This is a genomic window from Sphingomonas sp. ABOLE, assembly GCF_003950455.1.
GTDB classification, from domain to species: Bacteria; Pseudomonadota; Alphaproteobacteria; order Sphingomonadales; family Sphingomonadaceae; genus Sphingomonas; species Sphingomonas trueperi.
This window is the reverse complement of sequence record NZ_QQWY01000019.1, coordinates 14,071-37,361: the sequence shown is the minus strand read 5'-3', so window position 1 is coordinate 37,361 and position 23,291 is coordinate 14,071. Positions and strand designations below refer to the sequence as shown.

The 23,291-nt window shown below is 63.6% G+C and carries 24 protein-coding genes; 19 read left to right on the top strand and 5 right to left on the bottom strand.

The genetic code is table 11. The annotated features are described in order from the left end of the window. Position 1 precedes the first annotated feature (1 nt). The 16 genes from CA234_RS13180 (at position 2) to CA234_RS13100 (ending at position 17,675) form a co-directional block, all read left to right on the top strand. Positions 2–1,321 (top strand): TrbI/VirB10 family protein, encoded by a 1,320-nt coding sequence (locus CA234_RS13180; RefSeq protein WP_126001919.1) that lies wholly within the window; start codon positions 2–4, stop codon positions 1,319–1,321. Continuing rightward, positions 1,308–2,177: a DsbC family protein gene (locus CA234_RS13175; protein ID WP_126001918.1), complete on the top strand. Its 870-nt coding sequence runs from the start codon at positions 1,308–1,310 to the stop codon at positions 2,175–2,177. The genes CA234_RS13180 and CA234_RS13175 overlap by 14 nt, the downstream gene beginning before the upstream one ends. Then, positions 2,174–3,220, top strand: coding sequence for a TraV family lipoprotein (locus CA234_RS13170; RefSeq protein WP_241213490.1), 1,047 nt, complete (start codon positions 2,174–2,176; stop codon positions 3,218–3,220). The genes CA234_RS13175 and CA234_RS13170 overlap by 4 nt, the downstream gene beginning before the upstream one ends. A 1-nt stretch (position 3,221) precedes the next feature. Beyond that, entirely contained in the window at positions 3,222–5,813 is a 2,592-nt protein-coding gene (traC, locus tag CA234_RS13165) for a type IV secretion system protein TraC (protein WP_126001917.1), read from the top strand. A 3-nt stretch (positions 5,814–5,816) separates the two neighbouring features. Further along, entirely contained in the window at positions 5,817–6,176 is a 360-nt protein-coding gene (locus tag CA234_RS13160) for a hypothetical protein (protein ID WP_126001916.1), read from the top strand. Beyond that, positions 6,169–6,831, top strand: coding sequence for a type-F conjugative transfer system protein TrbI (locus tag CA234_RS13155; RefSeq protein ID WP_126001915.1), 663 nt, complete (start codon positions 6,169–6,171; stop codon positions 6,829–6,831). Before CA234_RS13160 ends, CA234_RS13155 begins: the two co-directional genes overlap by 8 nt. Then, positions 6,812–7,348, top strand: coding sequence for a S26 family signal peptidase (locus CA234_RS13150; protein ID WP_126001914.1), 537 nt, complete (start codon positions 6,812–6,814; stop codon positions 7,346–7,348). The genes CA234_RS13155 and CA234_RS13150 overlap by 20 nt, the downstream gene beginning before the upstream one ends. Beyond that, a complete protein-coding gene (gene traW, locus CA234_RS13145; RefSeq protein WP_126001913.1) occupies positions 7,345–8,001 on the top strand; it encodes a type-F conjugative transfer system protein TraW in 657 nt (218 codons plus the stop codon). The genes CA234_RS13150 and traW overlap by 4 nt, the downstream gene beginning before the upstream one ends. Next, positions 8,001–8,270, top strand: coding sequence for a hypothetical protein (locus CA234_RS13140; protein WP_126001912.1), 270 nt, complete (start codon positions 8,001–8,003; stop codon positions 8,268–8,270). The genes traW and CA234_RS13140 overlap by 1 nt, the downstream gene beginning before the upstream one ends. Then, complete coding sequence (gene traU / locus CA234_RS13135) at positions 8,270–9,286, top strand: conjugal transfer pilus assembly protein TraU (protein ID WP_126001911.1); 1,017 nt, start codon at positions 8,270–8,272, stop codon at positions 9,284–9,286. Before CA234_RS13140 ends, traU begins: the two co-directional genes overlap by 1 nt. 10 nt (positions 9,287–9,296) lie before the next feature. Further along, complete coding sequence (trbC, locus tag CA234_RS13130) at positions 9,297–10,040, top strand: type-F conjugative transfer system pilin assembly protein TrbC (protein WP_126001910.1); 744 nt, start codon at positions 9,297–9,299, stop codon at positions 10,038–10,040. Further along, positions 10,040–11,878 carry a conjugal transfer protein TraN gene (locus CA234_RS13125; protein ID WP_208413792.1) on the top strand — a complete coding sequence of 613 codons (1,839 nt, stop codon included), beginning with the start codon at positions 10,040–10,042 and terminating at the stop codon, positions 11,876–11,878. Before trbC ends, CA234_RS13125 begins: the two co-directional genes overlap by 1 nt. A 24-nt stretch (positions 11,879–11,902) precedes the next feature. Then, positions 11,903–12,298 carry a hypothetical protein gene (locus tag CA234_RS13120; protein WP_241213493.1) on the top strand — a complete coding sequence of 132 codons (396 nt, stop codon included), beginning with the start codon at positions 11,903–11,905 and terminating at the stop codon, positions 12,296–12,298. A 231-nt stretch (positions 12,299–12,529) separates the two neighbouring features. Further along, positions 12,530–13,354: a conjugal transfer protein TraF gene (locus tag CA234_RS13110; protein ID WP_126001908.1), complete on the top strand. Its 825-nt coding sequence runs from the start codon at positions 12,530–12,532 to the stop codon at positions 13,352–13,354. Positions 13,355–13,419: 65 nt separating this feature from the next. Beyond that, entirely contained in the window at positions 13,420–14,820 is a 1,401-nt protein-coding gene (locus CA234_RS13105) for a conjugal transfer protein TraH (RefSeq protein ID WP_037448255.1), read from the top strand. Between the two features lie 23 nt (positions 14,821–14,843). Continuing rightward, positions 14,844–17,675 (top strand): conjugal transfer protein TraG N-terminal domain-containing protein, encoded by a 2,832-nt coding sequence (locus CA234_RS13100; protein WP_126001907.1) that lies wholly within the window; start codon positions 14,844–14,846, stop codon positions 17,673–17,675. A gap of 8 nt (positions 17,676–17,683) precedes the next feature. Here the strand turns inward: CA234_RS13100 and CA234_RS13095 are convergent, their stop codons facing one another. Beyond that, on the bottom strand, positions 17,684–17,887 hold the full coding sequence (locus CA234_RS13095) for a hypothetical protein (RefSeq protein ID WP_126001906.1): 204 nt from the start codon (positions 17,885–17,887) through the stop codon (positions 17,684–17,686). A gap of 69 nt (positions 17,888–17,956) precedes the next feature. On the opposite strand from CA234_RS13095, the gene CA234_RS13090 reads away from it, so the two are divergent. Beyond that, positions 17,957–18,277: a hypothetical protein gene (locus tag CA234_RS13090; RefSeq protein WP_126001905.1), complete on the top strand. Its 321-nt coding sequence runs from the start codon at positions 17,957–17,959 to the stop codon at positions 18,275–18,277. Between the two features lie 29 nt (positions 18,278–18,306). Here the strand turns inward: CA234_RS13090 and CA234_RS13085 are convergent, their stop codons facing one another. From CA234_RS13085 to CA234_RS13070, 4 genes are read right to left on the bottom strand one after another with little or no spacing between them, the layout of a single operon-like run. Next, positions 18,307–19,173: a restriction endonuclease gene (locus CA234_RS13085; protein WP_126001904.1), complete on the bottom strand. Its 867-nt coding sequence runs from the start codon at positions 19,171–19,173 to the stop codon at positions 18,307–18,309. Next, a complete protein-coding gene (locus CA234_RS13080; protein ID WP_126001903.1) occupies positions 19,170–20,054 on the bottom strand; it encodes a Shedu immune nuclease family protein in 885 nt (294 codons plus the stop codon). Before CA234_RS13080 ends, CA234_RS13085 begins: the two co-directional genes overlap by 4 nt. Before the next feature lie 47 nt (positions 20,055–20,101). Beyond that, positions 20,102–20,491 carry a type II toxin-antitoxin system VapC family toxin gene (locus CA234_RS13075; RefSeq protein ID WP_126001902.1) on the bottom strand — a complete coding sequence of 130 codons (390 nt, stop codon included), beginning with the start codon at positions 20,489–20,491 and terminating at the stop codon, positions 20,102–20,104. Next, positions 20,488–20,730, bottom strand: a complete 243-nt coding sequence (locus CA234_RS13070; protein ID WP_126001901.1) for an AbrB/MazE/SpoVT family DNA-binding domain-containing protein — start codon at positions 20,728–20,730, stop codon at positions 20,488–20,490. The genes CA234_RS13075 and CA234_RS13070 overlap by 4 nt, the downstream gene beginning before the upstream one ends. Positions 20,731–20,909: 179 nt before the next feature. Between CA234_RS13070 and CA234_RS13065 the strand changes: the two genes are divergently transcribed. Continuing rightward, positions 20,910–22,172, top strand: a complete 1,263-nt coding sequence (locus CA234_RS13065; protein ID WP_126001900.1) for a hypothetical protein — start codon at positions 20,910–20,912, stop codon at positions 22,170–22,172. Further along, on the top strand, positions 22,169–23,269 hold the full coding sequence (locus CA234_RS13060; RefSeq protein WP_241213489.1) for a tyrosine-type recombinase/integrase: 1,101 nt from the start codon (positions 22,169–22,171) through the stop codon (positions 23,267–23,269). Before CA234_RS13065 ends, CA234_RS13060 begins: the two co-directional genes overlap by 4 nt. Positions 23,270–23,291 lie beyond the last annotated feature (22 nt).

The following is a 23,291-nucleotide window of genomic DNA, read 5'->3' as shown; positions in this document are numbered from 1 at the left end:
CATGGCCTTTGCGGACATCTTCAATCGTAAGCGCAAGCCGCTCGACGAGGCCGAAGGGGAGAGCGTCTCGCCGGTCGGCGGCGAGCTCGCCGGAAACGAAGCGGTTCGCCGCAAGCAGCGGATGCTGCTCGCCGGCGCCGGTGGTGTGGGGTTGCTCCTTTCCTCGCTTTGGATCTTCAGCAGCGACGACGGCGCAAAGACCGCGGACGGCGACGACGCGGAGAAAGTCGAGGTCTCCACCAAGGATCTCGTCAATCGCAATCTCTCCCAGCAGGAGTGGATGGCACTCTCGGAAAACCGCTTCGCCTCGACGGAGAACCAGCTCAAATCGGTGAATGGCCAGACGGCGCGCGTCGACAACCTCGCTGAGCAGATCGAAGCGCTGAAAGGCCAGAACCAGGCGATGCAGGCCGATGGGCAGCGGGTGCTCTCGGCGTATCAGGCGGAGAACGAGCAGCTTCGCAAGCAGCTGAATGAGCGCCCGACGGCGCCTCCGCCTCCCCCCGGCCCCTCGGCGATGTATGGTCCCAATGGGCCACAGGCGTACCAGCGACCCGATGCGGCGGCAGCCGCTGCGATGCCGGTGGGCCGGTCCGCCGAGGTCAAGATGGTCAGCTTTTCGACGGGCGACGCAGGCACCGCGTCCAAGGTTGCAAAGGGCAACACGGTCTACACTGATAGTCCGAACTATCTACCGCCCAACAGCTTTGCCTCGGCCAAGGTGATCGTCGGCGTCGATGCGGCAGCCGGAGTGAATAGCCAAACAGACCCGCTCCCGGTCGTACTGCGCATCACCGGTCCGGCGCGATCTGTGCTGCAGAACGGCAAGCTCCTCACGACCAAGATCCAGGGCTGCCTCATCAACGGCGCAGCGCGCGGGGAGCTTTCGAGCGAGAAGGTTTACGTCAAGCTGCAGAAGATGACCTGCCCGCAGCCCGGCGGGCGCTATGCGGTTTCCGAGGTCAAAGGCTTCATCGCCTTCGGTGGCAAGACCGGCGTGCGTGGACGGGTCGTCTCTCGGGAAGGCGGCCTCGTCAGCCAAGCGTTCATCGCCGGCCTGGTCGGCGGTTTCGGGCGCGGCTTTTCGGCGAACGCCAATTCCTTCCTGACGCAGCCCAACGTGACCGTGAACGGTCAGCGTCAGAAGCTCGGGCTCGGAGACATTGCTCAAGGTGGGTTCGGGGAAGGCGTCGCCCAGAGCGGGGACATGGTCTCGAAATATCTGATCGAGCGCGCCGAGCAATATCAGCCGGTGATCGAGATGCCGACCGGCATCGATGTCGAAATCGTCTTCCTGGAGGGTGTCTATGTTCGGAATTGATCGTCTGCGCCGGCGCTTGTCACCGAAAGCCATGATGGTGCTGGCCGTGCCGCTCGTGGGAGTCGCCAGCGTTGCCGTCGCTGCACAGATCGCCAGCCCGGGCAGCGTAGAGGTGGCCAGTCTCCTGAAGACCAGGCTGCCCAAGACGCCGCTAACCAAGGTCGACTGCGAGAAGGTCAAGGGGCTTTGCGAGGTAACCGCTGGAGCGAACCTCTTCTATGTCGACACCAAGGCCCGCTACCTCATCATCGGCCGGGTCTATGACATGGAGACGCGGCAGGATCTCACCGCCGCCCGACTCCTCGAAATAAATCCTGATATGCTGGTGGGCGGGGCTGCGAAAGCCAATGCCGCCGCGGCGGAGGGAGACGAAGAATCACCGATCTCGCCGACTAAGGGCCGGGTCGAGAAGGCGTCGCTCCCGGTTCGGCCCGCCACCCTTTCGCTTGATGGCCTGCCGAAGGACGGCGCGATAGTGTGGGGCAATCCTGCGGGGCAGACGGTCACCGTCTTCACCGACTTCCGCTGCGGCTACTGCCGGGCCCTTACGAACGTGCTGCGCAGCATGAATGTGCGGGTCGTGGAGCGGCCTATCTCCGTTCTGGGTAGCCGCGACATCGCCGATCGCGTCTATTGCGCGAAGAACCGGGAGGAGGCGCTCCACGCCGCCTATGCAGGCGAACCGTTCAAGGGCGGCGCGTCGTGCGATACCTCCGGCCTCGACGCGAACGAAGCGTTCGCACACAAGCATGGCCTGACCGGGACGCCGGTGATCGTCCGGAGCGATGGCGCGGTCCTCGAGGGCTATCGCCCCAAGGAGTTCCTGCTCAGCTGGTTCAAGGACGCGCGGTCGTGAGCGCCCGCGTACGCTCGTGCCGCTCCGCCCTGTGCGTCGCAGGCCTGTTGGCAATGACGGGGTGCGCGACCCTCGGTGGCAACGTCAAGGGCAGTTTCTCGTGCCAAGCGCCCGACGGGATTTGCGCGCCCTCCTCGACGATCGACGATCGCGCGCTGGCGATGATCTCGGGCGAGGCAGGTGACGTGATGATCCCGGCCGGACCATATCAGGCGCCACGTTCGCCGCGAGCAACCCGTACCGCGCTCGCGCCGGCCCCGGTCGCGGCCGGCGAACCGGCCGCGGCCCGCACGCGGGAGAAGGTGCTTCGGATCGTCTTCCAGCCTTATGTCGACGAGCGCGGCCGCCTCCACGAGGCCAGCGCGGTTCACACCGTGGTGCAGTCCGAATGGCAGGCACAGGCGCTCGCCGACGCAAGACCCATCCCCGACCGCAATGCCGCAACAGCCGAGCCTGCGCAGCTGAGCCTCGTCGAGGCCGTCGATCGTCAGGCGTCGGGTACGGTCGATGTCGCCGCGTTTGATCCCAATCTGCCAGATCCCGCCGTTGTGGCTGCGGCTCGCGCGCGAGGAACGGACCCGGTTGCCGCGATCAAGGCTGACGTCGCGAAGCGTCTGACAGCGAAGCCGGAGCGGAGCACCGCCCGGTCGAACGTAGCTGTCTCCGATGATGCTCGAGTGTCTTCGGGCGCATCGACGACCGCAGCGGCGGCTTTGGCTCCGCCGCCCGGCGGCGTCGAGGCCAAGCCTCCTTTGGACCCCGCCCGAGGCGCCGCGGCCCCGCCGCCGGCCGTGAATAGTCAGACTTCATCGCAGACGCCGGACGCGAAGCGCGCTGCGCTGGAAGGTGTCGGCAAGGCCAGCTCGGGCGTCGAGGCGATGGCCCGCGTGAAGGCGAGCCAAGCCTATGAAGACGCCCAAGCCCGCCTGGAGGGCGCGGCGCAGGATGCTGCGACTAGCACCGAGACGCCGGGCCTGAAGCCGCTGACCAGCCCCACCATTCGCGCCGCGAGCTTTCCGGCGTCCGTCCCGGAGGACAAGTGAGATGAGCGGCAAGCCCGGCTTGTTCGACAACCTGCTGTCAGGGGTGTTTGGCGACAGCAAGCGCCCGGATGCGCAGCGGCCGGATCTGGCGGTGCCGATGCTCGCCCATTGGCTGCCGTATCGGAGCTACGATCCCAAGACCGGCATCTTCTACAACTCCTCGTCCCGCGGCTTCGTAATCGAGGTCTCGCCCTTGGTCGGGGCCGATGAGCGCACTGGCGAGATACTCACCCAGTTTCTCTCGGAAGGGATTCCAGCGCCGGGTTGTTTGCAGTTCCACGACTGGATGAGTCCGCGTGTCGGCGAGCGGCTCTCGAAATGGTATCTGCCACGCTATTCCGCGAGCGGCGTCTACGAGCGGATGGCCAAGCATCGCGTCGACTTCCTAACCGAAGGGGTCTGGAAGTCGCTCTCGGCCGACGCGCCATTCTGTCTGCGCAACCATCGCGTCGCGATCTCCTATTCGACACCTGAAAGCTCGAGCGTTTCGAACGAGGAGATCGTCGCCGTGATGGACGGCCTGGTCTCCGTGCTCGGCTCGATCGGTGTCTCGGCGCGTAAGATGGACCCGATTGCGCTGATAGGCTGGATCGACGACATCACCTCGCCGACCACCGCGGCAGGCGAGGACGTGGTCAGCTACAACCCGCTCGACCCGATCGCCGACCAGGCGGTCCGGCGCGACATCGAGATGCGCGTCGATCCGGACCGGATCCTGCTGCGGACGGAGCGCTTCCGCCCAACCGGCAAGGAGGTCGATGGTGCGCCAGAGATCGGCGAGATCTACCCCGACGTCTTCGACGTGCGCTCCTTCTCGGTTCGCAATTTGCCGCAGCGCTGGGCGCCTTGGGATTGCGCACGGCTGATCGGCGACATGTTTGCCGACAAGCTGCGGATGCCGTGCCCGGTAGCGACGAACCTTTGTTTGGATTTTCCCGATCCGCAGGCGTCCAACAACAAAGCCAGCTTCAAGTTCATGCGGACCACGAGCCTGGCAGACTCCAAGTCCGCCCGGTTCCTGCCCCAGCTCCGCGATCAGTCGCAGGAGTGGAAGTTCGTCAACGACGAGATCCGACAGGGGCGCAAGCTGGTGCGCCTGTTCTACAGTGTCACCTCCTTCTCCCCGAAGGGCAGGGGGGACTCGAACGAACGCATCCTGAAATCCGTCTACCGGGCAGCGGGATGGGACCTGCTCGACGATCGCTATCTGCAGGTCATGGGGCTGCTCTGCGCCATGCCCATGACGATGGCGAACGGCCTCTCGCGGGATCTCGAGCGCATGAAGCGCATGCGGACGATGCTGAGCACGACCGCGGCAAACCTTGCGCCGATCCAGGGCGAATATCTGGGCGGTCACACGCCGCACCTGCTGCTGATCGGGCGGCGCGGCCAGCCCTTCTTCTGGAGCCCGTTCGAGAACGCCGCCGGCAACCACAATGTCGCGGTATTCGGGAAGAGCGGCAGCGGTAAGTCCGTCGCACTGCAGGAGCTATGTGCATCGCTGTGCGGCGCGGGGTCCAAGGTCGTCGTGATCGACGATGGCCGGTCGTTCGAGCACTCGGCCAAGCTGCAAGGCGGCGCCTTCGTCGAATTCACGATGTCGAGCGGCTTCTGTCTGAACCCATTCTCGATGATCGACGAGCGGCAGGCGGCCGAGGACGAGGACTATCTTCTCGACTGCATGGCAATGCTCAAGGCGATCGTGAACCAGATGTCCCGACACATCGACCGGCTGACCGACACCGAACGAGGCCTGATCGACGGTGCCGTCAACCGGGTCTGGGAGGCCAGCGGCCGGAACGGCTCGATCGACGACGTCATCGCGGCATTGAACGATACCGGCAACGAGCTGGCATCCCACCTTGCGATCGCGATGATGCCGTTTTCCAGTGCGGGCACCTACGGCAAGTTCTTCAAGGGCGAGGTCTCGTTCGAGCTGCAGGCGCAGCTCACCGTCTTCGAGCTGTCCGACCTGTCGTCGCGCGAGGAACTCCGCAGCGTCGTCCTGACGGCGATCATGTTCATGTCGCAGCAGATGATGCGCAAGGTCGATCGCTCGATCCCCAAGGCGCTGCTCCTCGACGAAGCCTGGCAGATGCTGCGCGGCGGGGCGATGGCGGACTTCATCGAGACCTATGCGCGCACCTGCCGCAAATATGGCGCCTCGCTGGTCACCGCGACGCAATCGCTCAACGACTATTACAAATCAGCCGGCTCGATCGCGGCGCTCGAGAATAGCGACTGGTTCGTCATCCTCCAGCAGAAGCCAGAGACGATCGCGGACTTCAAGAAGCACGATCGCTTCGAGATGGATGATTACACGGACGCGTTGCTCCGGTCTCTGAAGCGCAACGGGTTCGAATATTCGGACATCATGATCAAGGGGCCGGATACCCTGGCCGTCGGCCGACTTGTCCTCGACCCTTTCTCCGCGGCGCTCTTCTCGTCGAGCCCCCGCACGTTCGCCGCCATCGAGGAGATGGTCGCGGACGGACTCACCATGGACGAGGCGATCGAGCGGATCGCGTTTCCCAACAACCCCGAGAAATGGGCGACGCCCGCCGAAGATCCGGCGGCGATCGCGGCGGAGTGAACGATGGCGACGATCCAAGCCCAAGCCGAACCCGGCACCACCGCGCAGAGGCGTAAGATCGACGTCCGCTTCCTGCTCTACTTCTACCTCCACATGGCAGGGTTTCTCGCCTCGACCCTGCTCATGACCTGGGGGCTGTTAGTCCTCTTCTTCCTCGCGATCGGCGGTCTCTCGTTCGACGGGATGATGCACCAGCTCAACAATATGGCGAGCCGTTATGTCGCCGCCGATGCGGCGCGCGTGGAGTCGTTCAAGCACGTCCTCGTCGTCGCGCACATGCTGCTTGCCACCGCGATCATCGTGTTCCGCCGCAACAGCATCCTGCCCTCGCGCGACCCCAAGCGGAGCAACGTCAATGGCTGATCAGCCCGAACTCGACCTTCCCCCGCCTGTCGTTGCGTCCGCACCCGCCGCGGCCTCCCGCGCGCGCCGCGGCTTCGCCGGGTTTACAAGGGCTCAGTTGCTGATCGGCCTCACACTCATCCTGGCGCTGGTCTGGTCGATGTGGGTCACGAAGGCGCTCATCGCCCCACGCGAGGAACACATCGTCAAGGCGAGCCTGTCCAACATCGTCGGCGAGTATGTGTCCGCACAGGCCCGGTCGGCGTCGCCGCCTGCCCAGGTCGAGGCCGAGATGCGCGCCTTCATGTCGTCCCTCGACCACGAACTCCAGCGCCGCAGTGCGAGCGGCCAGGTGGTGCTGGTCGGTGAGGCGGTGCTGACCAAGAATGTGCCCGACATCACCGACAGCCTCAGAAAGGCTGTGTATGCGAGCGGGGTGCATCCGCCCAGGCAGGCGAGCGCGCAAGAACTCCAGCAGCTCCAGCAGCAAATGGCGCCTGCGGCGGCACCCCAGTTGTTTGCCGGACCTGCCGCCACGATCGACCCGATGGCTGCCGCGCCTCAAAACCTTGGCGCGCAGCCGGCGATGCCCGGTCGAATGCCAGCGGCACCGGCTGGCGTCCCAGGTGCTTCGATCTCGACCTTTGGAGGCCAAGATGGCGGCAACGGCCAATAGCGCTCCTGCGCCAGCATGGCGGCCGCGCAAGCGGTTATGGGGGCTGTTGGGAGCCTTCGTCGTCGGCAGCTTCATTCTGGGCGCGATCAGCGACTGGCGGGACGATCATGCATTGCTGATCAACACGACAGACTCACTGCCGAACTGGGCATTCATCATCCATCGCAACAAACTGCCGGCTCGTGGTGAGTATGTCTTTTTCGACCCACCGGCGAGCGATCTGGTGCGTGCGCATTTCGGTGCAAAGCCGCAGTTGTTCGGGAAGATCGTCTACGGCATGCCGGGAGACGTTGTTGCGCATTGGCATAGCGCTGTCACTGTCAACGGTCGGGTCGTCGCGTACACAAAGCCGAAAACGAAATTGGGCGAGGCGCTGGCTATCGGCCCGAGCGGCGTGATCCCGGCCGGCTGCTATTATGTCGGTACGCCCCACAAGGACGGCTTCGACTCCCGTTACGCCGCGATCGGCTTCGCGTGTCAGCGACAGATCGTGGGAACCGGGGAGGCGATCCTGTGATCCGCCTGTTGGCCCCGCTCGCCGGCATCGCCAGCTTGGGCGTGGCTGTGCTGCTCACGGGATCCGAGCGGGGCGAGGCACGGGATTTTGGTCAACTGGGGCAGACATATCCGGTCGTCGAGGCAGACTTGCTCTCGACGATCGAGACCCGGCTCAAGCGAGCCCAGGCGACTGGTGAGATGGACCGCGTGAACGCGGCCTTTGCTAAGCGAGCGGAAGCCAAGGTCAGGCGGCCTTCGCCAGTGGCAGGGATTTCGCCGGCCGAGCTGGCGCGAACCTGGAATTATGATCCGACAATCACGCTCGAGCGCGAGATCCGGGATCATAAGGGGCAATTGATCGCCGCCGCCGGCCAGAGGATCAATCCGCTCGACTTCGTGTCGATGCGCCAGACCCTGGTCTTCGTCGACGGCGACGACGCCGGGCAAGTCGATTGGGCGACGGAGCGCTTCACCGAGCTCAACGCGAAGATCATCTTCGTCAACGGCTCGCCGATCGAGTCCATGACGACGCGTAAGCGCCGGTTCTTCTTCGACCAGGAGGGTCGCCTCACCAGCAAGTTCGGCATCCGCCATACTCCGGCCGTCGTCTCGCAGGCTGGCAAGCTGCTCCAGATTTCCGAAACGGTCCTCAAATCCGGAGGCCGCAGCTGATGCCGTTGTGGCTCGATCTGCTGCGGGCGCCGATGGCGGCTCCGGAGACGCGGGCACTGCGCCGCATGCGCCTGTTGTGGCAGGCCCTCTGCCTCTCGCTCGCCCTCGTCACAGCCTTCTTTGCGCAGGTCCACGTCATACTGGGACGCGCGGCGCCCTGCCTCGCGTTGGCGTTGCTCGTCGCAGCCGGGCTGTACACTTGGCTCTACCTTCACCGGAAGAATGCCGCCGACAACGCTTTCCTCGAGCGGATGGGGGAGGGGCGCTAATGCGTTGGCTACGAGCCTTTCTGGGCGCTCTCGCCCTGCTGACGGTTACGGTGGCGCTGACACCACGCGCCGAGGCGGCGCCGACCTGCACCGGCAAGTTCGTCAACCCGATCACCGACGTCTGCTGGTCATGCCTCTTCCCGCTGTCGATCGGCGGGGCGAAAATCTGGCCGGGCAGCCGGCCAGACACCAACAATCCGGCTTCGCCAATCTGTGCCTGCGCCGATCCGCTCCCGCGCATCGGCATTTCCGTCGGGTTCTGGGAGCCTGTGAGGCTCGCCGACGTCACGATGAAGCCCTGGTGCTTCCCCAATCTTGGAGGCACGCGCATCGCGCCAGGCTTCGACATCGGCCAGGGCTACCTAGCAGGACCGTCTATGGTCGGTGGGCGGTCGCAGAGCACGGCCAAATGGCATGTCCACTGGTACGTCTATCCGCTCCTATACTGGATGGAGATCCTGACCGACTTCCTCTGCTTCGAGCAGGCGTCGTTCGACATCGCCTATATGACGGAGATCGATCCGCTTTGGCAGGATGACTCCCTCACCGCGATCATCAACCCAGAGGCGATCGTCTTCGCCAACCCTATCGCCCAGGCGGCCTGCGCGGGCGACTGTATCGCCGGAACAGCCGCGCTCCCGCTGGACGCTCTGTTCTGGTGCGCGGGCTGTCAGGGCAGCATGTATCCACTCAACGGCAACATCCCCGCGTCGATCGGGCATGTCCAGTCGTCCCGCCTGGCGCTGTCCCGCTTCGCCTACAAGATGCACCGCGAAGGCCTCGCGTGGGGGACGATGGGGTCTGAGGGACTCTGCAAGAAATACCTCATGCCGATCATGCGGAAGCAGCAATACCGCTTCCAGATGGTGAACCCGATACCGACGGTCAGCGGGCGCTTCGCCTGTTCCGCGATCGGCGCATCGACCATGCCGCCGGATGCCGGCCGAGCCTTCCCCGCCGGTGGCGAGGACATGGGCTACCTGGTTTGGCGCAAACGCAACTGCTGCGTGTTCTGAGGAGGGAAGCATGCGCCTTTTGGCTTTCGGCATCACCGCGCTTCTCGCCACTGCCGGCCTCTCGGCACTGGCCCAAACCGTCGACGGGCTCGACGTGCAGACGGTCAAGAAGAGGGCGGCGGACCTCGCTGCGGAGGCGCAGGCTTTCGTCGACCAGGTGAAGGACCGCGGTGACGAATTCCGCGAAGAGGCGACGGTCGTTCGCAAATCGGGCATGGACAACATGCAGCGGGTCGCAGCGACGGACCTGCCCAAGGGACCGGACGGCAAGATCGACTTCGACGAGCTGGTCCAGGGTGCGGCGAAGAATGCCAATGTGCCGGGCGGAGATGCGCCGCAGTTCATCGTGTTCGCCAGCCTGTCCATGCCGCCGGCTTCGCTCAAGCAGCTGATCGCCGACACAGCGAAGGCCGGGGGCGTTGTCGTCTTCCGCGGCTTCCCGAACAACTCGGCCAAGGAGTTCGTCAGCCGCCTTGGGCAGGTCGTTCAGAAGGACGACATGCCGAACATCGGGATCGATCCGCGCCTCTTCCGCGCATTCAACGTACAGGCGGTCCCGACCTATGTTGCCGTGTCGTCGACCTTCGATCTGTGCGCCGGCTTTTCCTGCGAAAGCAAGGTCCCACCCCATGACCGCATGGAGGGCAACGTCACGGTCGACTATGCTCTCAGCACCTTCGCCGATGCGAATGGCCCAGGGGCCCGGATTGCTTCAGTCGCGCTCGCGAACCTCGCGCGGAGCCGGCGCCGGTGATGCTCCGGACTCTTGTGGCCGCCCTCGTCGGCGTCTCCCTGGTCGCCAGCCCTGCCGGTGCTCAGCAGATGACGGTTGAGCAGGCGCGCGAGGAGGGAAAAGCCCTCGGCAACGCCAAGCGGCAGGACGAGAGCCTCGTACCGACGTCTGATGCTCAAGCCGCGGCCGTGCCCGGCTATACCGGCACCAGCCAGCCTCAGAGCACCTATTTCGAAGATCCGGACGCGCTGGTCGCCGCAGGAACCGCTCAGCGTTCCACCAATGATTCCTATCGGACTGTGACCGATCCAGACCATACACGGGCCACCTTCAGCAATGCCGAGATCCTCGCAACCACCAATCGCGCGACGACGGTCGAAAATGATCCCGAGGCATACCTGCAGGGCGAGAATATCGGCTCTGAGAGTGGCCAGTGTCAGCCGCTGCCGCCCGGATCCGGCGCGGCTGGCTATTACGAGGCGACCTGCAACACCGGCACCAAGGTCGACGAGACGGCGCCGGTGTGCCGCGTGCCACTGGTGGTCGATGTCACGCCTGGCGTGAACAAGTTTGTTTATACCTGCGAGAACTGGTCGCGCTCGGCCGCGCAGGGTGGCGACAACCGGAGCCGCCGCTGTGTTCCGGCGTTCAACGCCCCCGTCGCCAACGGAGTCTGTCGCGAGCGCTCGCGCGAGACCGTCATGTACGACGTCTGCCTGCAGGGGAATCCGCGCTTTTGCACCGAACCGGACATTCGCGAAGGCGAGATCATCACTTACGAGTGCGACAGCGCCGCGGTCACAGGCAGGCCGTATACGATCGAAACTGTCGGCCAGGTCATCAACGAGCATCGGGACGAGGGCATCTGCATCGGCGCGACCTCAGGGCAGACTTGTGAACTCACCTCCGAGACCTGCGTCGACAGCGAGCCGACCACGCGCACCATCAACGGCGTGGCCGTCACGCGGGCCTGCTGGCAGTGGGAGCGGCAGTATTCGTGCCATCGGCTTTCGCAGGGTAACGATTGCGGCAATCTCGAAGGAAATCGCCAGTGCACGTTTCTGCGCGAGGAGTGCCTTGACGACCCGCAGCAAGGCGAGTGCAAGGTAAAGGAGAAGGTCTACCGCTGTCCGACACCGGACGCGCCTACCTCGAATGCGCCGCAATATATCTGCGGCAACGATGTCTACTGCATAAACGGCGACTGCGAGCCGATCACGCGCGAGGCATCAACAGAGTTCAAGGACGCGCTTGTCGCGCTTCACGCGATCGATGACGCCTCGAAGGGGTTCGATCCGAACAACCTGACGGTGTTCTCCGGAACGCGGGATACCTGTCACAAGCCGGTCTTCGGCCTCATCAATTGCTGCGCCGGCAAGGTGTCCGGCGCGTTGACGCTGGCGGCCGGTGGGGCGGCGCTTGCCGGCGGGCCCGCAGCGATCGCAGCGCTCGCCACGCCCTTCCTCGCGTTGTTCGCCTGCTCCCAGGACGAGATGAAGCTCGACATCAAGGACCGCATGGGGCTGTGCCACAAGGTCGGAACGTGGTGCTCGTCCAGCTTTCTGGGCATCTGCAAGACGAAGAAGACAGCCTATTGCTGCTTCGAGAGCAAGCTCAGCCGCGTGCTGCAAGAACAGGGCCGCGCCCAGCTCAACAAGCCTTGGGGCAGCCCGAAGTCCGAGCAATGCAAGGGCTTTACCATCGCCGAGTTTCAGCTGCTCGACTTGTCGAGGATGGATTTCACAGAAGTCTACGCCGACTTTCTCGACGCGGCGAAGCTGCCGGATGAGGTCCAGACGATGACCGAAATCCAGGCGAAGATTCAGAATTACTACGACCTGCATGGAGGCACTCCATGACGATCAGAGAACCGGGTGATCGACATGACGGCCGTGGCGAATGATCCGCGCACCGCTGACTCTCCCGGCTGCGACTGGAAGATGACGGTGTTCGAACTGGCGATCTTCATGTGCGTGTTCCGCGCCGGGCGAGCTCCTGGCTTGGAGGAGATCTGCCACGTGATCGGCGAATGGTTCGAGTGCGCGGTGGATCCGACTTCGGCTGCCGCGCCCATCGAGCACATGCTCGCCAACCGCTGGGTCGCGGAGGAGAGCCACTGCTTTCGCGCCACCGAGGAGGGCCGGAGTGCGGCGCGACCTTTGATGAATGGGATCATCCGCATGCTGGATCAGGGAACCCGGCTGATCGACGTCGCCCTGATGATGTCCGTGCTGCGCTTATCGAAAGGAGAGTTGGACCATGGGCTTCGCATTCTTTGAGCCGGCGATGATCGCATCCCTGCTTGCTAGCCCAATGCTACCCGGCCCCGTAGGGCAGGCCCAAACCTCGCCTGCTCGGTCCTTGTCGGCCTGCAGCGCCGCCTCCTCCTCCACGGCCCCGATCGACTGCTGCCTCCACATCGCGGCCTGGGACAGGCCACCGACCACCCCATCCAACCACCCCGCGCAATCCCAGGATGGTGCGGCTGACCCCGAGGAAGGACGATAGACATGTCGAAGATGGCAACGCTGGCGATGGTCCTGCTGACGGTCGCGCCGGTAGCTGCCCCGTTGCGGGCGCAGGACGCAGGACGAGCCGACGATAGTGTCGAGGCTCTGGGTGGCGGTGACGATTTCTACTGCGGCGAGCGCAGGCTCGGCCAGTGGTTCTATTGTACGAGGCCGAAGCCGGCCGAGACGGTCAATAGTCAGCCGCCGGCGCCTGAACCGAGCGCGGCCGAGCGTCTCGCCGCGATCACGCGGCAACTGGACGAACTCAAGGCGCGTGCTATCCTCGATCCATCGGAGGCGAATGTCATCGCCTATGTGCGCTTCCAGCGCGAGCAGCTGGACCGCGCATCCACGTTCTCCGACACTTGGCAGCGCGCCCTCTGGCAAAACCCGGATATCGACTACACGCTACAGCGCCCGGTCAACACGGTGGCGAAGCGGACATGGCTCGACAACCGGAAGGCCGATCGCGACCAGGTCCTCACAAACCTCAGCCAGCGATACGGCCTGTTCTATTTCTACGCGCAAAGCTGCGGCGCTTGTGAGGTGTTCGCGCCGATCCTGCGCTCGGTCGCCGACAGCCACCGCATGGCGGTGATGGCTGTGTCCATGGACGGGGGCCCGAGCCGGGACTTTCCGAACTACGTCGTTGATTCCGGGCAGCGGGCGCGGATGGGTGTTTCGGGCAACGAAACGCCCGCCCTCGTTCTGTTTGACACCGCGACGAAGCGAACGATCCCGGTCGGCTACGGCATCCTGAGCGCAGATGAGATCATGGATCGCATCCTCATGCTCACCAACACCAAAGTGGGGAGCGACTACTGATGCCCGGCTCTCGACAGAAGGGACTGCTCGGGAGGCTGGCTCACCGCGCCGGCACCGCTCTGGCCCTGGTCGCCGCATCCCACTTCGCGCTGATCGGCGTAGCGCGCGCCGATGTCGCCTCGGAGATGAACGGCTTCTTCAACGACGCCGGCGGCGCCGCGAACGTGACCGGGCCAACGGCCTTTCAGGGACAGTCGGCCGGATACTATTCGCTGGGCAACGTGTGGACACGCTTCCCGCAGAAGAGCGTATCGCCCTTCAACCTGCAGCTACCGAGCGCGCGTGCGGGCTGTGGCGGCATCGACCTGTTCTCTGGGTCCTTCAGCTTCATCAACGCCAGCGAGATTGTGGCGATGTTAAAGGCGACCGCCAACAACGCCCTGGGCTTTGCCTTCAAGCTGGCGATCGACAGTGTGTCGCCCGAGATCGGCAAGGTCATGGACGAGTTCAGCCAGAAGGCGCAGCTCCTCAACCAGATGAACATTTCGAGCTGCGAAACGGCTCAGGCGCTTGTCGGGGGCATCTGGCCTCAAATGGAAACCACCCGGTCGACGATTTGCGAGGCGGTCGGCAACAGCCAAGGCGTGTTCTCGGACTGGGCCGCTTCCCGGCAGGGCTGCAATAACGGCGGTCAACGGGACGGGACGCTGGCCGGCAACACTGATCCTCACATGAAGGAGCAGATCGTCGGTGATCCCCATAATTATACCTGGGAGGCGCTGAAGAAATCCTCGAAATTCGGTGCCTTTGACCAGGCGTTTTCCGAGTATGTGATGACGCTGGTCGGGACGATCGTCACCACGCCCCCGACAGGCAGCGATCAGGGGCCGAAGGTGGTGATTTACGGTCCTGCCGAAGAGGCGGTCGTCACGGCGCTGTTGGACGGCACCGCCAGTGCGCCCCAGGTGAAGATCCTGAAGTGCAACAACGAGCTTTGCACGGACGTGTCCGACCAGACGTTGAGCGTGCCCGAGGCGAGTGCACTTCGGCCGCGGATCGCGACGATGATCAAGAGCATGAGCTCGAAGATCCGCAGTGACACGGCGCTCGACGCGGCCGAAAAGCAGCTCCTGAACATGGCCACCGTGCCGATCTACAAGATTCTCGCGGTGCAGGCTTATGCCCACTATGCGTTGACCGACGGCGAGATTCAGACGCTCTCTGAGATCGTCGCGGTCGACCTTCTCAACGCGATGCTCGACAACATGCTCGACCGCGTCGAGCAGGCGAAGGTCTTCTACCAGACTGCGGACCAGGAGACGGCCGGGCAATGGCGCCAGCAGATCGCCGCCACGCGCGCCAAGTTCGCGCAGCGCGACGTCAAGCTTAGCAACAAGCTCCAGGTGACGATGCAGATCATCAACCGGAGCATCATGCTGGAATCGACCCTGCAGAACAGCATGACGCCGGGCATGTCCTCGGCGCTCAATTTCTCGCGGGGCTTGAACGCGCAGGGCCTGCTCTAGGCGCGGGAGGGGAGGGTTGCGGCGTGCTCGAAGTCTTCACCGTCGGCGGGGGCGAGTATCTCGTCAACACCTTCAATGCAGTGGCAGCGTGGGCCGGGGGAGGGGGCTACAAGTCGCTCATCCGGGTCGTGATGGTCATGGGCCTGACATACTCGCTGCTCGTCGTCGCCTTCACCCTCAACTTCCGCGCCTGGATGAACTGGTTTTTGCAGGCGACCGGCATTTATCTGTGCCTCATGGTGCCGACGATCGACGTGAAGGTCACGGATCGTATCAATCCGAGCCTCGCGCCGGCGACGGTCGCCAACGTACCTCTCGGACTGGGCGTCCTCGCCAGCTTCACAACGCAAATCGGCGACTGGCTCACGCGTACCGCTGAGACCGTCTTCGTGATGCCCGGCGAGCTCAACTACACCACTAACGGAATGGTTTATGGTGCGCGGCTGTTCGACGCGACCCGCAACTTCGCGATCCGAGATGCCGAGTTCTCGACGAACCTCGAGAGTCACTTCAAGAACTGCCTCTTCGGCGACGTGATGCTTTACCAGAAGTCCCTCACCAATCTGGCGCGGGCAACGGACCTATGGGCGGCCATCGGACCCGGCTCAGAGGCGCGGTCGCAGGAGTGGCTGGAGCGCCAGGGTGATGGGACGGTCCAGAACTTCATCGTCACCTGCCGACAGGCCTATGACAGCCTCAACGGCCAGTGGGCCGGGATGATCGAGGCCAATGCCGAGCCATGGGCAAAGGAGGTCTATCCCAAGCTCAGCAACGCGGTCGCTGCCGCCAAGCTCAAGCACGACGTGCCGATCGTGAACTCGGCGTTCACGGGATCCGGCGACGACTTCATCGGCGTCATGCGGCAGAACACGGCGATCAATGCCTTCATGCAGGCACGCAACTCGATGGCTGGCGGGAGCGGGGCGGCAACGATCGATACCTTCGCGCAGACACGCGCCGACGTTCAGGCGCGCAACACCTACAACTCGATCGCGCAGCAGGCCATGGCCTGGGTTCCGATCTTGAACATCGTGCTCACTGTCGTGTTCTTCGCGATGTTCCCCGTCATCTTTCCGCTGTTCCTGCTGCCCCAAACTGGGCTGGGGACGCTGAAGGGCTATGCGATGGGATTCTTCTATCTCGCGTCCTGGGGCCCGCTTTACGTCATCCTTCACATGATCTGCATGACGCGCGCCGAAAGCGCGGCGAACGGCGTGGCTGGCGGCGGAATGTCGCTTGGGAGCTATGCCGGCATCGGAGCGGTGAACGGGGAGACGGCGACGATCGCGGGCTTTATGCTGATGAGCATCCCATTCCTCGCGGCCGGCCTAGCCCGCGGTGCCATGTCGATCGCCGGGCAGGCAACATCGATGCTGGCCCCGGCGCAAAACGCGGCGGAGGCGGCCGCGCTGGAGCAGACGACGGGCAATTATTCCTACGGGAATGTCAGCTGGGCGAACTCGACTTCGAACATGCGGCAGGCCGACCAATGGTCAACTGCCCCCAGCTTCATGGGGGGCGCGGCGAGCATCGGGTGGCGCCAAGATAACGGAGCGCTCATCAACGGGTTCGGCAACGGCCAGGAGGTGTTCGATACAGGCGGCGCCATCTCGCGGCTTTCTTTCACCCCGACCGCCACGACCGGCACGGTTGCGGAGTGGCGGCAGATGGCCAGCGAGGCCCACCGTCAATCCCAAGCGTACGACAACGCGGCGCAGGAGATGCTCACCTGGACCAAAACTGACCGCAGCGCTTACGGCACGTCGAGCGAGCGATCGTCGGGATGGGATTCGAGCAGTGGCCGCGCGGCCAACACCTCGATCGAGCAGTTCGACCGCACGACAGGCAGTAGTTCGCAGGGGCTGGAGGATCGGTCGTCGACGGGCCAGAGCCTGACGGTCTCGAACGGCCACGATCGGTCCGCGGGCACTCTCAACCAAGTGACAGGATCTTTGTCGGCGGGAGTGGGCGGTGGCGGTTCTAGCAGTGGCAGTGGCAGTGGCGGCGGCGGCCGGAGCGGGATCGGCAAGGTTCTCGGGCGCCTTCCAGGCGTTGGCGGCAGCGTTTCGGCGCAGGGTCAGCAGAACGACTTCCTACGTCACGGCACGTCAGATACTCGATCATCGGACAGCTCGAGCACGGCAAGCAGTGGGGTGCGGGACGAGCACGCTAATGGAACGGGCGCCACGTCTTCTGACGGTACCTATGAACGCTCAGGCGTGTTCAGCCGCGCGTCGACCTCATCTAGTTCCTCGCTGACCCACGAGCAGGCGCTGGCGCGGGCCCGGTCTTACACTGAAACAGCACGCAAGCTCGAGGAATTGTCGCAGCAGCTGTCGCGCGACGCCAGTTACGCCGAAACACATGGCATGCAGCTAAGCGAGAATATGAGCCAGGATCTCGCGCAATGGTATCGCGCGCAGCAGGCTTCGAACCCGGGCCTTGACGCCCCCGAGCTCTGGGCGACCGATCTCAGCGACCATCAGCGCGCCGTCCGGCAGGAGATGGTGACACGCTGGATGCGCGAGAAACAGGATTCCATTCGGGAGGAGATTGCCGGCAAGTTGCATGAGCCAGACCTTGTCCAGGTCGATAGACCAGGCGTCGACAGCGCAGCGGATGTCGCCGGTTCGTACCGCCCGCTTGGCGTATCGGGTATCCCATCAGCTCCGACCGGAGGCAATCCCCGCGCGGCGCAGGCGGTGATCGAAAGCGGAGAAGCAAGGCTCAACGATGATCGGACAGCGGCCCAGGCGACGCGGGCCAGCTCCGTGCAGGGATCTCTAGGTGTGCAGCAGGAAGTCCACCGCGACCACAATCGCGGCTTCTTCGACGATCCGAAGCTGCGGGAATGACCGCCGCCTTAAAGAGCGAAAATGAGGTAGCCCACAAAGCCGGCCAAGATCGCATACGCCACCAGGTAGGCAGCAGCGCTCGCTTTGCTCACGTTGCCGTCGGCGTCGGTCACGGGGCCGTGCGGCTCGACGCCATCATCTACAAGGAGCATCACAGGGCCACCAGGATTATCCTTGGTTGCCGCGAATGTCGCAGTATCCAGCGTCAGCATAAGAACCTCCGAACCGTTCAAACATACTAGGTTCGAGGTTTGTTCACAAGGCATTGAGGACACGGCCAAATGACGAGAAATCAGCTGGGGCGAATAGAAGTAGAAAGCGAAACGCCTGAGCTGGACATGGCTGATCGGGCAGTGTTCGGGTTCTCATGGATGCTGGTGATGGCTCTCGGCTTGATGCCGATCATCGATACGAGCCTGAGGCGATCGCCTTCCATCTCAATACCCGTCGTGATCGCCTTCTTTGTAGCAGTCGCAAGCGGCCTTGCTCTCCGGCGGCGCTATAGCTGGATCGGGTTCGTGCTTCACATTGTCGGTCAGATAGCAATCTGGCTGTCGATTTTCTGCATGTCGTTGGCGGCCATGTTGTACCTGTCCGGCTGAAACGGGGCTATCTCAGCACCGGCCGGCTTTCACGGAGAAAGATCGCTAATCGGCACGAACACCTCGCCGGTCTCGGCCGCGCGGCGGACCTTGAGGGCGAGCAGCCGGTCAATCCCGATGCCGCGATCGAGTGCATCGTATAGGTCCTTGCCCTCAACTCCGATCACGCGCTTTCCGCGGCCGAACGCTCGAAGCCCCTCGTCGGTGAAGCCGCCGAAGCTGATGAAGACACCCCGGGCCCAAGAAGCCTTTTGCTCAATCTTGCCGTGAAAGGTATGTAGCTCGGCGACGCCGATCTTGCGGTTGAGCCACTTGGCTTCGAGCAGATAGGGTTCGTCGGCCAGTTCGAAGCTGCCGTCGATCTGCTCGCCGTCAAGCCGGAACGGCTCGCGCGCCTTGAGCCGGAAGGCGTCGAACAGGTCGGTCAGAAAGCGCTCGAAATCATAGCCACGGCGATGCGCCTCGAGGTCGCGGATCGCGAGCAGCCGGTCGCGCAGCCGGGCAAAGTCGATTGCGTCGAGCATCGGCGACGGCACGACGTTGGCGGGCATCGGCGGAGCGGAGCCTTCGAGTTTGGCGATCAACCCAGCGATCTGAGCGGCTGCCCGAGGCATGGGATCCGGCGTCCCGCGCCCACGGAGCGCCTCACGCTGCTCCCACAGAACGCGCAGCGTCCGAGCCGCGGTGCCGTCGTCGACCTGCGCCAGAAAGCAGCGCAATCGCTTCGCCTTCGATGTCCCGTCGACGGCATATTGGGGAGCGTCGATGTCGATATCGAGCTCGCGGACGAAAAACTCGCTGAAGGTCCGGTTTGAGAAATCGAGAACATAACCCTTCTCGCCGCCCCGGAAGACCTCGTCGACCAGGCCGAGCTCGATCGAGCGCAGGCTGCTCACCGCCGCTTCGCCTTTGACGGACGGGCTCGGTCGGCCGCGCGGATGACGCTGAGCACTGCGGGGTGTACGTCGCCAGCTTCCTCGTCGGTCGGCTCGGTTGCCCATTTCTCGTTGAAGCGCAGCAGCTGATTGTTGCGCCAGGCGTCCATCTGGTAGCCCTCCGCCTTCAGCCGTGTTTCGATCGGCACCGGCACCGAAAGGTGCTCGGGCAGGACATAGGCGAAGAGCAGCTTGGGTAAGCCGTCCAGCCGCTTGATGGCATAGCCGGTCGAGCGCGGCGACAGCACGCATTTCTTCTCGCCCCATCCGGACCGGTAGCTGCGCAGAAGCGAGTCATAAGTCAGGATCTTGATCTTCTGATCCTCCTCGATGCTGGCGATCCGGTCGCGCTGTGCCTGGCTGAAATCCTTGCCGGTCGAGCGGCCGATGATCAGCACCCGGCGCAGCTCGATGCGATTGCGCGCCATGGGAGAAGGAACGAGCAGTGGCAGGAGACGCTCGCGCACCTCGGATTGGTGCTGTTCCCAATAGTCGCGCCAGACCGCTGTCTGGGCGAGTGCCTCGTTGAACGCAGAGGAGCTGCCGACGTGTTTGCTGCTGGTGGTGAACAGCGACTTGTTGGCGCGCTCGATCTCGACCAGCACCAAGATCCAGCGATCGGACGATTTTGTGAGATATGCGAAGTCGGCGGTGCGCCCAGCGATCGGAAATTTCGCAATCACGCAGTTCATATGGAGGCGGTGGTTCAGCAGCCAGGGGCTCGTGTCGAGCAGCTCGGTATGCTGTTCCAGGAAGGCCTGAATGTCGTTCTCGTCCTGACCGTCATCAGCGAGCAATTGCGCGAAGGCGGAGGCGAGCGCTTCGTCCGGCGGTTGTCGCATCAGTGGCCTTTGTCTCTTTATGAATGGTTGATCCGAGGCGGCCGGGGTCAGCGGATTGCCACCACTTTCGCGCCAACGTCTGTGGCCACATCCTTCCAGGCGCGGTCCGCGGTAAAGGCTGGGACCCCTAACCGCTTTGCAAGCGCCAGGCAGAAGCGGTCGCCGAGCGACAGCCCGGCCGCGCTGGTCGCAGCGCGCAGCGCTCCCGCCTCCCAACCCAGCGCCTCGTCAGCGGGCACGACGGTGTAGGGCAAGGCACCCAGCATCGCCCTGATCTCGTCAAGCGGAGCGCCGAGGTGAACGAAATGGCTCACAACCTCGGCCTGATTGAAGACCCCCACCGCCGCCTCACTCACCACGCCGGCGACCTTGCTTCCTCCGCGCTCCCCTTTCAGCAGGGCCAGGATGGCGGAGGCATCGAGAACCGCCTCCGTCACTCGCCGCTGTCCGTCCGGCGGCCGGCGAGGAAAGCGTCCACGGATGCGTCCGGATGCCCGGCATATTTCTTGGCGATCGCCTGCGCTCGCGCCACCGCCTGATGAACGGTCCTAAGAACCACCCCGTCCTCGGTTTCCTCCAGCAGCACCGCGCCGCCGCCCACCAGACCCAAGCGCTTGCGGATGCTCGCGGGGAGGCTCATGCGTCCGTTAGGGGTGATGTTCACTTGAACTGTCATGAGTCGCATTACTCCGGATGTGGCAAGCGCTCGACGATATACCACATCTGGCGATTTGAGGCCAGCATCGTCGAGCAAGCCCCACTACGCGCCGCTTGCCAACGATGTAATTAGCGATAACTGTGATTCCCGCTAAAAAGATGCTGGCCGGATTTCACCCAATCCGATAGGCTCAAGGCATGATCATAGACGTGCCAAGCCCCCACGATTTTCAGGCTGCGGGACTGAGCCAGCTCTATTTGGCTTGGCAGATCGCCATGCACTCCGTGCAAGACTATGAGAGCGCCACGGCGCAGAAGGGGTCTCAGCCGATCGAGCAGCGCGAGGTCGAAGAGTTCTGGCGGCGCTCGCAGCCCGCTCTGGCAAACGCGTTCAGCCTAGTGCAGCAGGGCATGGAACTCGCTTTGAAGGGGCGGATCGCTGCGGTCTCGCCTTTTTTACTCCTAGGCGACCCCGCTGATTGGCCTAAGAACAGCGTAAACTCTGACGTTTCTTTCGGCGATTTCCGCACCATCGACGCAAAAGATCTGTCTAAAGTGCACAACTGCGTATGCCCATCTCCCTTAGACGAGCAATTTCGCAATTTCTGGGATCAAGTTCGGCGTGACCGCAATAGGATCATGCACTCGGTAACCGTCAATTCCTTTGATCCGGCGCTCCTCGTTCGCACGATCTTGACGGCAGCATGTGAGCTTTTCGCCGAGACGCCTTGGCAACACAGGCTAGCCGAAATGGTCGCGGACGGCCGATATGAGGCATTTGGCTACGACAAAGATACCCACAACATGGTGCTGTCGCAGCTCGATATCGCGGTCCGACATCTCACACCTGCCGAAGCGCAACATTTCTTCGGTTTCGATAAGAGGCGGCGCGCGTACGTCTGCCCTCACTGCTACCGCGCCTCTAATCGCGACTGGCAGGTCACTTGGCCCAAGCTAGCTCAACTGACTGACAAAACTCATCAGGCGAAGTCGCTGGGCTGCTTTGTGTGCGGCGAGACCACACAGGTTGAGCGGGTACCCTGTCATAGTCCAGAGTGCCTCGGCGATGTCATTGGGGAAGAAATCTGCCTCACCTGCACGTTGGATCAAAGCTGCTATTTCGACGCCGACTCCGGTCTAACGGACGCGGACCTATCCTCGGTCGAATATACCTATAGATTTGTGTTCAGCAGAGGGGTTGCTGGAGCAGGTGGAACCCACGCCCAAGGTGAGGCGCTTCTTGCCAACGATAGAAATGCAAAAGGTCACGCTGCGTACGTGCTTCGTCAAGGCCACCTACAGGTCTGGAACGCGGTCACCATCCTCCACGTCGAGAGCCGCGAGCCTTTCTATGCTCCACCGAAGGAGCGCGTATTGGGGTATTGGCGTCGGCAAGGATCCGACCTCGAGTGGGTAGCGGGCCTCCGAGCAGACACGCCTGATTGGGACGCTGGGTTGTGACCGATCCGTTCTGGCACTTAAAGGGAACCGGGTTTGATACCGACGAACCGACGGTGGTGCGTGAAACCTCCTCCCCGGCTGCGGCTTTCGCCCCCGGTCTCGCCGGGCACGATAGTGCTCGGGTACACGCATATGTGGAACGAGCGTCGGCGGAGGCAACACTGCGCGCCTACAGATCGGATTGGCGGCTCTTTTGCGCTTGGTGTGCTGAAAACGGCTATCGACCACTGCCGGCGTCGCCAGCGATCGTCGCAGCCTTCCTCACCTTGCTCGCAGACGAAGGCTTTGTGCCGCGTCAAGCGCCTAGCACCAAAGCAGGCCGTGTCATCTCTCAACGTGGCCCGCGCCCACTCGGAAGAGCGACAATCGGCCGCCGTCTCGCGGCGATCGTCTTCGCGCACCGAGCAGCGAATGCGCTGCCACCTACGGCGCATCCCGACGCCGCTCGCCTCGAGCGGGTCATGCGGGGGATCCGGAAGGCCAAGAAGGACGAGAGACCTGCAAAGAAGCACGCTGCCGACAGTGACGTTATGCGTGATATGCTCCGCAGCGTCGCGGGCGAGAGCCTGCGTGCTTACCGGGATCGTGCATTGCTCGCCATCGGAATGGCGGGAGCCTTCCGGCGGTCTGAGTTGGTCGCAGTTACGACGGATCACGTCACCGCCGATAGCCGCGGCCTTTTGGTCCGGATCCGCTCCTCAAAGACGGACCAGGAGGGGAGGGGCCAAAGCGTCGCAATCCCAGATGGGCAACGGCTCGAGCCGGTACGTCACTATCGAGCCTGGATCGAAATGGCCGGGATCTCGGAAGGACCTGTCTTCCGTAAACTTACACCGCAAGGACGCGTTACGGCCAAAGCGATGAGTGCGCAGGGTGTGGCGCTGGTTGTGAAAGCGGCTGCCGCAGCGGCAGGCTACTCGTCGAATTCGTTCTCAGCCCACAGCCTGAGGGCAGGCTTTCTAACCGAAGCAGGCCGACAGAACGCCAACTTGTTTAAGATGAAGGAGCACAGCCGGCACAGCTCGTTGGAGATGGTCGCAGAGTATGTGCGCGACCACGATCGGTTCAGGCAGCATGCGGGTGAGGGGTTCCTGTAGGGTGACACGGGTCGGGTCGAGC

Excerpts from the sequence above, each read along its gene's own strand:
- trbC (WP_126001910.1), top strand. The coding sequence starts at position 9,297 with ATGCGCCTTTTGGCTTTCGGCATCACCGCGCTTCTCGCCACTGCCGGC.
- CA234_RS13180 (WP_126001919.1), top strand. The coding sequence starts at position 2 with ATGGCCTTTGCGGACATCTTCAATCGTAAGCGCAAGCCGCTCGACGAG.
- CA234_RS13125 (WP_208413792.1), top strand. The coding sequence starts at position 10,040 with ATGCTCCGGACTCTTGTGGCCGCCCTCGTCGGCGTCTCCCTGGTCGCC.
- CA234_RS13070 (WP_126001901.1), bottom strand. The coding sequence starts at position 20,730 with ATGACAGTTCAAGTGAACATCACCCCTAACGGACGCATGAGCCTCCCC.
- CA234_RS13155 (WP_126001915.1), top strand. The coding sequence starts at position 6,169 with ATGGCTGATCAGCCCGAACTCGACCTTCCCCCGCCTGTCGTTGCGTCC.
- CA234_RS13080 (WP_126001903.1), bottom strand. The coding sequence starts at position 20,054 with ATGCGACAACCGCCGGACGAAGCGCTCGCCTCCGCCTTCGCGCAATTG.
- CA234_RS13140 (WP_126001912.1), top strand. The coding sequence starts at position 8,001 with ATGCCGTTGTGGCTCGATCTGCTGCGGGCGCCGATGGCGGCTCCGGAG.
- CA234_RS13120 (WP_241213493.1), top strand. The coding sequence starts at position 11,903 with ATGACGGCCGTGGCGAATGATCCGCGCACCGCTGACTCTCCCGGCTGC.
- CA234_RS13095 (WP_126001906.1), bottom strand. The coding sequence starts at position 17,887 with ATGCTGACGCTGGATACTGCGACATTCGCGGCAACCAAGGATAATCCT.
- CA234_RS13110 (WP_126001908.1), top strand. The coding sequence starts at position 12,530 with ATGTCGAAGATGGCAACGCTGGCGATGGTCCTGCTGACGGTCGCGCCG.
- CA234_RS13090 (WP_126001905.1), top strand. The coding sequence starts at position 17,957 with ATGACGAGAAATCAGCTGGGGCGAATAGAAGTAGAAAGCGAAACGCCT.
- traU (WP_126001911.1), top strand. The coding sequence starts at position 8,270 with ATGCGTTGGCTACGAGCCTTTCTGGGCGCTCTCGCCCTGCTGACGGTT.
- CA234_RS13175 (WP_126001918.1), top strand. The coding sequence starts at position 1,308 with ATGTTCGGAATTGATCGTCTGCGCCGGCGCTTGTCACCGAAAGCCATG.
- traC (WP_126001917.1), top strand. The coding sequence starts at position 3,222 with ATGAGCGGCAAGCCCGGCTTGTTCGACAACCTGCTGTCAGGGGTGTTT.
- CA234_RS13065 (WP_126001900.1), top strand. The coding sequence starts at position 20,910 with ATGATCATAGACGTGCCAAGCCCCCACGATTTTCAGGCTGCGGGACTG.
- CA234_RS13160 (WP_126001916.1), top strand. The coding sequence starts at position 5,817 with ATGGCGACGATCCAAGCCCAAGCCGAACCCGGCACCACCGCGCAGAGG.
- CA234_RS13150 (WP_126001914.1), top strand. The coding sequence starts at position 6,812 with ATGGCGGCAACGGCCAATAGCGCTCCTGCGCCAGCATGGCGGCCGCGC.